Source organism: Nocardia sp. NBC_01377 (assembly GCF_045040005.1).
In the GTDB taxonomy this organism is placed as follows: domain Bacteria; phylum Actinomycetota; class Actinomycetes; order Mycobacteriales; family Mycobacteriaceae; genus Nocardia; species Nocardia noduli.
In genome coordinates this window covers 4,467,141-4,478,843 of the sequence record NZ_CP109566.1, presented here as the reverse complement: position 1 = coordinate 4,478,843, position 11,703 = coordinate 4,467,141, and the positions used below count along the sequence as shown (strand labels likewise).

Sequence of the window (11,703 nt, the reverse complement as noted above, 5' to 3'; positions counted from 1 at the left end):
GACAGGTACCTCTCAGGCCGGGATCGGGGTACTCAGACCGATCCGAGTTCAGCGTCGAGCAGGGTGAACAATTCGGAATCGGATGTTTCGGCTACGGGGTCCGGTCGGGTCATCGTGGTCATCGCGGCTTCGTTCGTCGCGAGACGATTGAGCGAACTACGGAGCCGGATGCGAAGTTCGGTGCGCAGCGCGTCACTCGGCGGGTCCTGCCGGACCACCCGCTCGAACTCGGTCAGGTGCTCGAGGGCGGGGGAGCGGCGGACTTCGGCGGCCAGTTGGGTTTGCAGGTGCTTCACCAGGGCGCCGACCGTCGCGTGATCGAAGACCACGGTGGTCGGCAGGCGACGACCCAGCGCGACGCCGAGCCCACGGCTCAGCTCGACCGCCGCGAGTGAACTCAACCCGAGGTCGTCGAAGCGGTCCTGTGCCGTGAGCGTGGCGGGCGCGGCGTGCACGGTGCGGGCGATGCTCGCGGTCACCAGGTCGAAGACCGCGCGGCGCTGCTCGTCGGGCGGAAGGGAAGCCAGGGTCCGCAATCCGTCCGCGCGTTGCTCCGACGCGGTGCCTGCTGTTCGCGCGGGCCCGTCGGCTGCCGCTTCGCTGAAACGGCGTTCGTCGCCCTCGGCGAGCATGGCGCGGATATCGACCTTGTCGATCTTGCCCATCGCGTTGCGGGGGATCTTATCGGCGTGCACCACGCGGGTCGGCAGTTTGTACCGGGCCAGCTCGGTCCGGGCGAAGCGGCGCAGTTCGGCCAAGCTCGGCTCGACCCCTTTCCGGCACAGCACGATCGCGACGACACTCTCACCCTCGTGCGGGTCGGGCACACCGACCACCGCCACATCGATGACGCCGGGAAAGTGGCCGAGCACCTGCTCGACTTCGGCGGAGTACACGTTGTCCCCGCCCACGATGATCATGTCCTTGAGCCGGTCGACGAGGTAGAGGCAGCCGTCGTCGTCGAGATAACCCACGTCACCGGTGTGGAACCAGCCATCCGCGTCGAACGAGGCGGCGGTGGCGGCGTCGTTGTTGCGGTAGCCCCCCGCCACGGTCGGACCGCGCAGGCACACCTCGCCGCGGGCGCCCGGCTCGTCGAGCACGACTCGGCTCGTCGTGTCGATCACCCGGATCTCGGTGTAGGGCAACGGCAGTCCTGCCGAAGCGGGCGCCGTCGCGGCCTGCTGGGCGGGCAGACAGGTCGCGAACAAGGTCTCGGTCAGGCCGTATGCCTGTTGCAGGGTGACGCCGCGGTCGAGGTAGCGGCCGATGAGTTCGGCGTGTGCCGGGGCTCCCGCGGTGACAGCGGTGCGCAGCGCCGACAGGTCGGCGTCGGCGAATTCGGGTACCGCCGCCGCCGCCGCGAACATCGCGGGTACCGCGAACACCGTGTTGACCCGGTAGTCGACGAGGTCCGCCAGCAGATGCGCAGGCTCGAAGTCCCGGCGCAGCACCACCGTCCCGCCGCGCAGCAGGGTGCGCAGGGTGAAGCAGCCGAACGGCGCGGTATGGAACAGCGGTGCCACGACCAAGGTGATGTCCCCTGGCATCGCGGGTGCGACCATGTCCAGGTTCACGCCGTTCCACCAGAGGTTGCCGTGGGTGAGTTCCACGCCCTTGGGGCGGCCGGTGGTGCCCGAGGTGTAGGTGAGCATCGCGACCCGGTCCGCGTCGCAGCGCAGCGGGGTCGACCGGACGTCGGCGAACTCCTCGGAGGGCGTGTGGTCGGCGAAGGCGGGGGAGGCGGTCGGACCGTCGAGAACCGGATCGCCGGGCGCCCACAGCAGTCGCACCCGGTCGTCATCGGTCTCGGCCAGTGCTTCGGCCACGATCTGTCGATGTCCGGGCTCCACGATCAGCGAATGCGGGGCGCAGTCCTCGAGAATCAGCGCGACCTCCGGCGATGTCAGTCGCGAGTTCACCGGCACGAAAACCGCGCCGATCCGCGCCGCGGCCAGGAAGGTGGTCAGAAAGGCGAGGCTGTTGCCGCCGAGATAGCCGATCCGATCGCCTTCCACCGCACCGCTGTCCGACAGCGTGGCGGCCAATCGCCTGGACTGTGCCGCGACCGCGGCATAGCTGTAGGTAGCGCCCTCGTACACCATCGCGACCTGTTCGCCACGATTCCTGGCCAGCTCGTCGACGCGCGCGGCCGGACTCAGATCGCTGCTGAACGGTGACCCGTGAAATGGCATCACTAACTCCTTTGTCGGTCTCGGCTCAGGCCGAATCGAGCAGGGTCGCGAAAACATCCACCGGAAAGCCCGCCGCGGGGCCACCCACCCGCGTCGCGAACTCGGCGATGCCCGCGAGGTGTCGTGGGCCGAGTCCGAAATCGAGTGCGTCGGTGTAGTACCGGCGCAGGGTCGCGGCGTCGAACTCCTCCCAGCGAGCCAGGCGTTGGCAGAGCTCGTCCATCTCCGACATGGCGATGTCGCGGGCGGCGAGCAGGTCGGCGTGGACGCGGCGGACGGTTTCGGGTTCCCGCTCGGCGAAGTCGCGCCGGGCCGCGATCACCGCGAACACGAAGGGCAGTCCGGTCCAGTCCCGCCACATCTGCCCGAGATCGTGCACCAGAAGTCCCGCGGCGGGAGCGTCGAACAGCGCGGCGCGCAACGCCATGTCACCTATCAGCACCGCGGCGGGCGCCTGCGCCAGCATTGTTTCCAGGTTCGGCGGACTCACGAAATACTCGGGATGGACCCCGATGTGTTCCGAGAGGAGTAGTTTCGTCAGCCGCACCGATGTCCTGCTGGTGGAGGTGAGCGCGACTCGTTGCCCGTCGAGCTGATCGAGCGGAATCTTGCTCACGATCAGACAGGACATGACCGGGCCGTCGCAGCCGATCGCGATATCGGGCAATATCACGAGTTGGTCGGAGTGGCTCAGGAACTCCATCAGGCTGATGGGGCCCATGTCGAGATCGTCGGCGACCAGTGCGTCGCTGAGGTTCTCGGGCGTGTCGCGGACCAGATCCAGATCGATGAGATTACCTGTGCGAGCGAGCCCCCACAGGATCGGCAGCCAGTTCAGGAATTCGATGTGCCCGACTCGTGGCCGTCGCTGACCGGGGGATCCACCGCGGGAGGACCGGTTTGTCGAGCCGGCACCGGAGATTGCGCGCATGACCTCACTGTCGCGTGATCGGTGAGGTGTGCAAACCCCTAGGCGTCCCCTAATGGGCTTGTTACCGGCCCTGACTGGACCAACCCGACCGGCCGGATGGTCCACATTGACATTCCGTCGGAGAATCCGTATCGGCGTTCCGTCGACAAGCCTCGGCTCTCGGTGATTCGGCTTGTGCGCGTGATCTATTCACGGTGAACGCAACCGGTGTCAGTACGGGTACGGCGTCGGTACTGTGCGGGCTCTCGGTGAGGAACGCTGTCCTGTTCGTGTGTACTTTTCAGGGTTGGTTTGCGGGGATGGTTGCGGAGTTCGGATGTAGTTTTCGGGCTCTGATGACTTCGGGCGCAGCGGCCGGGAGGATGCAGGGATGCTGCTATCTCGACTCGACCGGTTCAATCAGCGACATCCCTGGAGCCACAACGACCACTACGGACCTTGGGTCGTCGAGCAGGTAGCAGCCTCCCGAGCCCGTCACGTCCTCGACGTCGGGTGCGGTGCGGGCAATCTCGTCGCCCGGCTGCGCGAAGAGGTCACTACCATGACCGCGCTGGAGCCCGACCCCGCGATGGTCAGCATCGCGAAGCAGCGCTTCGTCGGCGATCCCGCCGTGACCGTCGTTCACACCGACTTCGCAGGCCGCGATCCGGGGCGGCGCTGGGATGCTGTAGTCCTCGTCGCTGTCCTGCATCACCTCCCGCTGGTGCCGACCTTGCGCGAACTGCGCGAGTGCCTGGCCCCGGGCGGGCGGCTGGTGGTGGTGGGATGCTACCGCGCGGCCGGCCTTATCGACCTCCTCGCCGATCTACCTTCCATCGCCGCCAACCCGGTCATGGGATTGATCAAGCATCCGGCCCGCGCGAGCGAGCCACCGCCGCACATGGCAGCACCGACCGCTGATCCGGACGAGACCTCGGCCGACATCCGGGCCGCTGCTGAAGTTGTCCTGCCTGGTGCCCGCATTCGGCGTCACTTGTTCTGGCGATACACCTTGGTCTACGACGCTCCCGGCACCCGTGGCGTCGATTCCGCAAACTAGCGCCGAACTACACGCGTGGCCTACGTTCACGACTCTCTTTCGCGTCATCGAATATCCGTGTACGCGATCGCCATCGGACTGATCGGCAATGTGATCCTGACGAAACTGGCTCTGCGGGAGCGGCTTTCCGCGGGATTTCGCACGGAATTCTTCATCAAGACCGGCGTGGTGCTGCTCGGAGCTTCGATCAACCTGAAGATCCTGGTGACGGCGGCGGGACCGTCCATCGTGCAGGCGCTGCTGCTGATCACGATCGTCTTCGGGTTCACCTGGTGGTTCGGCGGGGTGCTGGGACTGGACGACAAATTGCGCGCGTTGCTGTCCTCGGCGGTATCGATCTGCGGTGTCAGCGCGGCGATCGCGGGGGAGGAGGCGTTGCAGATCGCCACGATCGTGAAGACCACGCAGAATGCCCTGATCGGCGTCGTCGCGATCGCGCTCACCGCGTATTTCACGTTGCGCGTCGAACGGGTGGCGGGCGGCGCGCGCCCCTCACCGCGTGAATTCTGGGATCGGTTCCCGAAATTCGTGCTGGCCTTCATCGCGGCGTCGATGATCGGCACGCTGTATCTGCGATCGGTGGACAAGAAGACCGGCGCGGCACATATCGCGATCGTCAACGATCTGCGCACCTGGTTCCTGATCTCGGCCTTCGTCTCCATCGGCCTGGAATTCTCGCCGAAGGTACTGCGGGACGCGGGCTGGCGTCCGATCGCGGTCTTCGGTTCGGCCGCCGTGGTCAATCTCGCTGTCGGTCTCGGTCTTTCGGTGCTGCTCTTCCACAACTTCACCGTCTGACCCGTGCCGCGACGGGAACGACTCGTGGACGCCGTCGGGCGGTCATTCTCCGTCGGCGCGGCCGGGCAGCGATAGGGTTCTGAGCGTGTCGCACGCCATCACCGCGCTGCTCGTACCGGGACGATTCGACGCGGACGCGGTTGTGGAATGGGATCTGGTGCCGGTACCGCTGCGCGAGAACCTGACCCTGTTCCACCTGACGCACTACTACACGGCGTACCGGCAAGCCGAACGGGGGATCACCGAATATTTCGACCTCCCCTCCGACGCGCCCGGCATCTTTCCCCGCGAAGCGGTCACGGCCACGATCGCGGCGCGACTGTGTGATCGACCCGATCCCGCGTTCGCCGTGGTGTTCACGGACTATTTCGCGGGAAACGGAAGTCAGTGGGCGGTCGTCGCCGTCGACGGTGGACCGGCGCGCTCGGTGCGCACCATCAACGAGGCCCTGCGCGCGCTCGGCGTGCTCGCGGTGCCCGGCTCCGACGAATTCGACACCGTCGGGTTGGCGGCCCACCGATCCACCCCGGAATACCTCGAGCGGTACATCGACCTCTGTGACGAATTCGGGGTGTGATCGGGCCGCGCCTTCAGTCCGAAACCGCTTCCGCCAGCGTCTCGTCCGGTGATTCGGTCGCCCCGTCGGACGGCCAACCGGGATACGGCGGCGGCGTGCCGCCGTATTCGGGGCACAGCGGTTTGTAATCGCAGTACGAGCACAGCCAGCTGGTGCTCGGCGGGAAATCGCCGGTGCGCCCGGCTTCGGTGATGGCCGCCCACAGCGCGGAGAGGGTGCGTTCGAAACGCCGCAGTTCCTCCACCTCCGGCGCGTAGGTGAGTACCTGTTCGTCGGCCAGATAGATGAGTCGCAGCTGGGCGGGCAGGATCGCGCGGGTGCGCAGCACGACCAGGGCGTAGAACTTGAGCTGGAACAGGGCCTTGGTCTCACTGGTCGGTCCAGGCGCGCGACCGGTCTTGTAGTCGACGACCCTGAGCTCACCCGTCGGCGCCACATCGATGCGGTCGATGAAACCGCGCAGCAGCACCCCGTCGTCGAGTTCCGCCTCGACCCCGGCCTCCCGCGATTCCGGATCGAATCCGGTCGGATCCTCCAGCCGGTAGTAGCTCTCGACCAGGGCCCGCACCTCGGCGAGGAATCCGTCGACACCGGAGTCGGCGAACAGTTCGGCGATCTCGGGGCGGTCGGCCAGTACCCGCTCCCAGGCCGGGCCGACGAGGGTGTCGGCGCGCTGGGGCGCCCGGTCCGCGGCGGGCAGTCCGAACAGGTCCTCCAGCACGGCGTGCACGACCGTCCCGCGCACGGCGTGACGGGTGGGCGGTTCCGGAATCCGATCGATCGCGCGCAGTCGGTACTTCAGCGGGCACTGTTTGAAATCCATTGCCCGCGAGGGCGACAGCGCGGGGCGTCGCCGGACCCGGGCAGGCTCGGACGCCGTGGACATCTCGTCGTCGGCAGGGGGCGTGGACACGGGCGCTGGCATACCTGGCAGGCTATCCGGCGGTACCGACACCGCGGCGCGAACGGCGGTCGCTGCGTGAGCACGCAGGCCGCGCTCGCGCCGACAGCACCTTCACGCCAGCGAAACGGAGATTCATGACGGCCAGACGGACCGGGCCATTCACCATCGGTGACCGGGTGCAGCTGACCGATGCCAAGGGGCGCCTCTACACGGTCGTCTTGGAGCCGGGTAAGGAATTCCACACCCACCGCGGCGGCATCAAGCACGACAACCTGATCGGCGCCGACGAGGGCACCGTGGTGAACTCCACGAACGGCACACCGTATCTGGCGCTGCGTCCGCTGCTGATCGACTACGTGCTGTCCATGCCGCGCGGGGCCGCCGTGATATACCCGAAGGACGCCGCGCAGATCGTGCACGAGGGCGACGTTTTTCCCGGCGCGCGGGTGATGGAGGCCGGTGCGGGCTCCGGCGCGCTGACATGTTCGCTGTTGCGCGCGGTCGGTCCCGAAGGCGAGGTGATCTCCTATGAAATCCGCGACGACCACGCCGAGCACGCCGTGCGCAACGTGGAGACCTTCTTCGGCGAACGTCCGGCTAACTGGTCGCTCACGGTCGGCGACGTCGCCGACTACGACGGCGAACCGGTCGATCGGGCGGTGCTGGACATGCTCGCGCCGTGGGACGCGCTGCCCGCGGTCGCCAAGGCGCTGGTGCCGGGAGGTGTCCTGATCGTCTATGTGGCGACAGTCACACAGTTGTCGCGGATCGTGGAGGCATTGCGCGAACAGGAATGCTGGACCGAACCGCGTTCCTGGGAGTCGATCGTGCGCGGTTGGCACGTGGTCGGCCTCGCGGTACGCCCCGAACACCGTATGCAGGGCCATACGGCCTTCCTGGTGAGCGCGCGCCGCCTCGCCGAGGGAACGGTGACCCCCAAGCCCCAACGTCGCCCCTCGAAGGGCTGAGCCCCGGGCCCGTGCGTGCCTTCGGGCGCGCACGGGCCGATGCGACTACGGCGTACAGGGCGCTTGGGCGAACCCGAGCAGTACGCAGGTGCTCGCGTCGGAGAGCTTCCACTTGCCGCCGACCTGCTGCCAGGTCAGGGGCATGGGCGGAGCGTCGCCGTTCGGCGAGCTGATGACGACCTGCGCGGTGGCGGTGTCGCCGGCGACCTTCACGTCGCTGACCACGAACTTCAGCGTTCCGTAGCCCGCGAGAGCCTTGGTCATGGTCTCGATGTTGGTGGCCCGCTTCTCGCCGTCGACGACGATCGCGACCTTGTCCTGGGTGGTCTTGGCCGGGTCGGACAGAATCGCCAGCGTGGTCTGCAACTCCTCGGCCGACGGCGTCGCGCCCGCGGCCTGCCCCGATCCGGTGGTTGCCGAGGCCGCGGTTGTGGTACTTGCAGTGGCAGTGGTGCCGGCGGCGGAACCGGAATCGTCGTCGGATCCGCATCCGGTGAGACCGACTGTCACGGCGATGGCCGCCGCGGCCGTCGCTACGCAGAAGCGCAGAGTTCTGGCGGGAAGGAGCATGGTGAGCAACCTTTCGGCTCGTAGGGCGACAACTCTCGCCCCAATCGGGTTAGGGCAGGCTAACATGGACCTCCGGCCGCCGATCGCAGTGCAGATGTGATCACGAAGAAACCATGTCGGAAAGCGAGAATTGACCACGCCCGGTAGCGTTGATAGACCGGGACTGGGAGGAGCAGCACATGAGCCCCATCGAGAATTCGGATTCGGCGGCCTGGAGAGAGCTCGAGGCGGTACGCGCCGAGGCGGCTGCACTCCGAAGGCAACTCGCCGATTCGCCGGATCAGGCGCGGGAGTTGGAAGCCCGCATCGATTCGCTGACCATTCGCAACACGAAGCTGATGGACACCCTCAAGGAAGCGCGCCAGCAGCTGGTCGCGTTGCGCGAGGAGGTCGATCGGCTGGGTCAGCCACCGAGTGGATACGGCATTCTGATCGGCGTGTACGACGATCAGACGGTCGACGTGTTCACTTCGGGACGCAAGATGCGGTTGACCTGCTCGCCGAATATCGACACCGCCGTACTCGAGTACGGCCAGACCGTTCGCCTCAACGAGGCGCTCACGGTGGTCGAGGCGGGCGTCTTCGACGCGATCGGCGAGATCGGCACCCTGCGGGAGATCCTCGATGACGGCCGTCGCGCCCTCGTGGTCGGTCATGCCGACGAGGAACGCGTGGTGTGGCTGTCGGGCCCGCTGTCCAAGATCGCCGAATACGACGACGTGGACGACCCCGATTCGCCGATCCGCAAACTCCGTCCCGGAGACTCCTTGCTCGTCGACACCAAGGCGGGTTTCGCGTTCGAGCGCGTCCCCAAGGCCGAGGTCGAGGATCTGGTCCTGGAAGAGGTTCCCGACGTCGATTACCACGACATCGGTGGCCTGACCCGGCAGATCGAGCAGATTCGCGACGCCGTCGAACTGCCCTTCCTGCACAAGGATCTGTTCCGCGAGTACGCGCTGCGCCCGCCCAAGGGGGTGCTGCTCTACGGTCCGCCCGGATGCGGTAAGACGCTGATCGCCAAAGCGGTGGCCAATTCGCTGGCCAAGAAGATCGCCGAGGCGCGCGGTGAGGATGCCAAGGAAGCCAAGTCGTTCTTCCTGAACATCAAGGGCCCCGAGCTGCTGAACAAGTTCGTCGGCGAGACCGAACGCCATATCCGGATCATCTTCCAGCGTGCGCGCGAGAAGGCGTCCGAGGGTACCCCGGTGATCGTGTTCTTCGACGAGATGGATTCGATCTTCCGCACCCGTGGTTCCGGTGTCTCCTCCGATGTGGAGACCACCGTTGTGCCGCAGCTGCTTTCGGAGATCGACGGCGTCGAGGGCCTGGAGAACGTCATCGTCATCGGCGCCTCCAACCGCGAGGACATGATCGACCCCGCGATCCTGCGGCCGGGCCGTCTGGACGTGAAGATCAAGATCGAGCGGCCCGACGCCGAATCGGCGCAGGACATCTTCTCGAAGTACATCACCGAGACGCTGCCGCTGCACGCGGACGACGTGGCCGAATTCGGCGGCGACAAGGGCGCCTGCATCCGCGCGATGATCGAGCGGGTCGTCGACCGGATGTACGCCGAGAGCGAGGACAACCGCTTCCTGGAGGTCACCTACGCCAACGGTGACAAGGAGGTCCTGTACTTCAAGGACTTCAACTCCGGCGCCATGATCCAGAACATCGTGGACCGCTCCAAGAAGTACGCCATCAAGTCGGTGCTCGACAACGGCAATCCGGGTCTGCGCATCCAGCATCTCTACGATTCGATCGTGGACGAGTTCTCCGAGAACGAGGACTTGCCCAACACCACGAATCCGGACGACTGGGCTCGCATCTCCGGCAAGAAGGGCGAGCGGATCGTCTACATCCGCACGCTGGTCACCGGCAAGAACGCCTCGGCCAGCCGCTCGATCGACACCGAGTCGAATACGGGTCAATACCTGTAAGGTCCGGTCGATTTCGAGAAGCCGCGTCTCCCTCGGGGGCGCGGCTTCTTCCTTTCCTGCCCGAGCCGACGGCACTGCCGGGCAGAATGGATGATCGTGCCACTGACGACAACGGATCTACTCGACGCCGAATACTTCACCGACACAGCGCAACCGAGCTTCGTCGTGGACGAACTCACTCTGCGGCCGTGGTCGGCCGACGACGCGCCCGCGGTGTTCGAGGCGTTCGAGGACAGCGGGATTCAGCGCTGGCACGCCCGGATCGCCGTCTCGATGGCGGAGGTGCGTGCCTGGCTGGAGGCGTGGGCGAAGGCGTGGAACGAAGCGGCCCACGCCAATTGGGCGGTCATCGATACCGACACCGGCACCCTTGTCGGCCGTGCTTCGCTGCGGGACATCCGGCTGACCGACGGCCAAGCCGCTGCCGCCTATTGGACGGTGCCCGCCGCGCGCGGTCGTGGTGTGGCCCCGCGCGCCGTCGCGGCCCTCACCGACTGGGCGTTGAACCAGCGAGGCTTCCACCGCATCGAACTGGAGCACTCGGTGCGGAACACGCAGTCGTGCCGGGTGGCGGCCAAACTCGGGTTCGCGTTGGAGGGCACGAGGCGCAGCGCCGGTCTGCACGCGGACGGGTGGCACGATATGCACCTGCACGCCCGGATCAGGGGCGATTGATCGGGTCGGCAGGGGCTCAGTGCCGGTCGATCACGAAGGCCGAGGCGTTGTCCCTGCCGCCGCCGTTCAGCGCCGAATCCACCATCGCCTCCGCGGTCGTGCTCGGCGATTCGCCGGTGGCGAGCAGCAGTTTGATCGTGGCGATATCGAGGCGTTTGTGCACCCCGTCGGTGCTGAGGAGGATTCGCCCGTTGCTGGAGCCGGTGGTTGCGCGGCCGATCTGGTCCTCGCGCACGGTGCGCACGGTGGTGGTGATGATGTGATTCGTGCGCGGCGCGGCGTACTGGCCGCGCATCCGGAGGTATTCCGCGAGGGTGTGATCGGTGGTGATCTGATGCAGCATCCGGCCGTTCCAGCGGTAGGCGCGGCAATCCCCGACCCAGGCGATATCGGCCGAACAGTCGGGTTTGTCGGCCGTCGGGAGTACCGCGACGACCAGCGCGCTGTCAGCTTTGGGTTCGGGGAATTCGCGCAGCAGACGCCGTTGCGCGGCCAGAATGCCCGCTGCCGCGCCGTCGCGCGCGCTCTCCTTCGCCGCGACCGTCGCGGCGGCCCGCGCGGCCCTGGCCGCGAGCAGGTGATCTCCGACACCGTCGGCGACGACGAAGGCGACTCGACCGGTGACCGGATCGGTCCACGAGGCCACGGCGTCGGCGTTGATCGACCGCAGCCCGCGCCTGCTGACCGAATCACCCGCGATTCCGGCGAGCCGAACCAACTCGCGGCGGGATGTCGTCATTGCGCTACTCACGGCCTGACCTCCTGGGATCGGTCGCCGGCGACCTGTCGGCCGTCCGAATACCAGTTCACCTCATCAAACCGTGGCATACGCCAGAGATGACTGTGGGCTTGCTGAGAACTGGGCGTAGCCGAAGTATCCTACGACCCCGCCCATAGCGGAAGGGGGCTCTCGACGGCTGCGCCATGTTTCCGGGATACCCCGAGAGCCGAGCCGCACACCGAGCACGCCGCCGACGATCGCGCACAGCGTGTCGCCATCCCCCCCGTCTCCGCCGGACTCGGCGCGCGGAACGCACCGACGCGGTGGCGGCGGGGTGAGCGTTTGGTGACTGTCGGGCAACTGAGGCGACCATCGCACGTCATGT

General features: G+C 66.9%; 11 protein-coding genes. 6 read left to right on the top strand and 5 right to left on the bottom strand.

Annotated elements, in window-relative coordinates:
- Positions 1-32 precede the first annotated feature (32 nt).
- Together OG225_RS20755 and OG225_RS20750 are read right to left on the bottom strand one after the other, a co-directional pair.
- Positions 33-2,195, bottom strand: a complete 2,163-nt coding sequence (locus OG225_RS20755) for an AMP-binding protein (RefSeq protein WP_405176867.1) — start codon at positions 2,193-2,195, stop codon at positions 33-35.
- A gap of 25 nt (positions 2,196-2,220) precedes the next feature.
- Positions 2,221-3,126 (bottom strand): menaquinone biosynthetic enzyme MqnA/MqnD family protein, encoded by a 906-nt coding sequence (locus tag OG225_RS20750; RefSeq protein WP_405176866.1) that lies wholly within the window; start codon positions 3,124-3,126, stop codon positions 2,221-2,223.
- Between the two features lie 370 nt (positions 3,127-3,496).
- On the opposite strand from OG225_RS20750, the gene OG225_RS20745 reads away from it, so the two are divergent.
- The 3 genes from OG225_RS20745 (at position 3,497) to OG225_RS20735 (ending at position 5,540) form a co-directional block, all read left to right on the top strand.
- Positions 3,497-4,165, top strand: coding sequence for a class I SAM-dependent methyltransferase (locus tag OG225_RS20745; protein WP_405176865.1), 669 nt, complete (start codon positions 3,497-3,499; stop codon positions 4,163-4,165).
- 57 nt (positions 4,166-4,222) lie between these two features.
- Complete coding sequence (locus OG225_RS20740) at positions 4,223-4,963, top strand: YeiH family protein (protein WP_405176863.1); 741 nt, start codon at positions 4,223-4,225, stop codon at positions 4,961-4,963.
- An 85-nt stretch (positions 4,964-5,048) separates the two neighbouring features.
- Positions 5,049-5,540 carry a hypothetical protein gene (locus OG225_RS20735; protein WP_405176862.1) on the top strand — a complete coding sequence of 164 codons (492 nt, stop codon included), beginning with the start codon at positions 5,049-5,051 and terminating at the stop codon, positions 5,538-5,540.
- A gap of 13 nt (positions 5,541-5,553) precedes the next feature.
- On the opposite strand, the gene OG225_RS20730 is transcribed toward OG225_RS20735, so the two are convergent.
- The gene (locus OG225_RS20730; protein WP_405176861.1) at positions 5,554-6,465 is read right to left on the bottom strand and encodes a RecB family exonuclease; all 912 of its coding nucleotides are present in this window, start codon (positions 6,463-6,465) and stop codon (positions 5,554-5,556) included.
- A gap of 113 nt (positions 6,466-6,578) precedes the next feature.
- Here OG225_RS20730 and OG225_RS20725 point away from each other — a divergent pair, with 113 nt between their 5' ends.
- Positions 6,579-7,412, top strand: a complete 834-nt coding sequence (locus tag OG225_RS20725) for a tRNA (adenine-N1)-methyltransferase (protein WP_216913913.1) — start codon at positions 6,579-6,581, stop codon at positions 7,410-7,412.
- A gap of 45 nt (positions 7,413-7,457) precedes the next feature.
- Here the strand turns inward: OG225_RS20725 and OG225_RS20720 are convergent, their stop codons facing one another.
- Complete coding sequence (locus tag OG225_RS20720) at positions 7,458-7,982, bottom strand: hypothetical protein (RefSeq protein ID WP_405176860.1); 525 nt, start codon at positions 7,980-7,982, stop codon at positions 7,458-7,460.
- A gap of 179 nt (positions 7,983-8,161) precedes the next feature.
- On the opposite strand from OG225_RS20720, the gene arc reads away from it, so the two are divergent.
- Together arc and OG225_RS20710 are read left to right on the top strand one after the other, a co-directional pair.
- Positions 8,162-9,922: a proteasome ATPase gene (gene arc, locus OG225_RS20715; protein ID WP_405176859.1), complete on the top strand. Its 1,761-nt coding sequence runs from the start codon at positions 8,162-8,164 to the stop codon at positions 9,920-9,922.
- A 96-nt stretch (positions 9,923-10,018) separates the two neighbouring features.
- Entirely contained in the window at positions 10,019-10,597 is a 579-nt protein-coding gene (locus tag OG225_RS20710) for a GNAT family N-acetyltransferase (protein WP_405176858.1), read from the top strand.
- Positions 10,598-10,613: 16 nt separating this feature from the next.
- On the opposite strand, the gene OG225_RS20705 is transcribed toward OG225_RS20710, so the two are convergent.
- The gene (locus tag OG225_RS20705) at positions 10,614-11,348 is read right to left on the bottom strand and encodes a PP2C family protein-serine/threonine phosphatase (RefSeq protein WP_405176857.1); all 735 of its coding nucleotides are present in this window, start codon (positions 11,346-11,348) and stop codon (positions 10,614-10,616) included.
- Positions 11,349-11,703 lie beyond the last annotated feature (355 nt).

What these genes read in the sequence shown, in the direction of transcription:
- OG225_RS20755 (WP_405176867.1), bottom strand. Translation starts at nt 2,195, where the DNA reads ATGCCATTTCACGGGTCACCGTTCAGCAGCGATCTGAGTCCGGCCGCG.
- OG225_RS20750 (WP_405176866.1), bottom strand. Translation starts at nt 3,126, where the DNA reads ATGCGCGCAATCTCCGGTGCCGGCTCGACAAACCGGTCCTCCCGCGGT.
- OG225_RS20745 (WP_405176865.1), top strand. Translation starts at nt 3,497, where the DNA reads ATGCTGCTATCTCGACTCGACCGGTTCAATCAGCGACATCCCTGGAGC.
- OG225_RS20730 (WP_405176861.1), bottom strand. Translation starts at nt 6,465, where the DNA reads ATGCCAGCGCCCGTGTCCACGCCCCCTGCCGACGACGAGATGTCCACG.
- OG225_RS20725 (WP_216913913.1), top strand. Translation starts at nt 6,579, where the DNA reads ATGACGGCCAGACGGACCGGGCCATTCACCATCGGTGACCGGGTGCAG.
- OG225_RS20720 (WP_405176860.1), bottom strand. Translation starts at nt 7,982, where the DNA reads ATGCTCCTTCCCGCCAGAACTCTGCGCTTCTGCGTAGCGACGGCCGCG.
- arc (WP_405176859.1), top strand. Translation starts at nt 8,162, where the DNA reads ATGAGCCCCATCGAGAATTCGGATTCGGCGGCCTGGAGAGAGCTCGAG.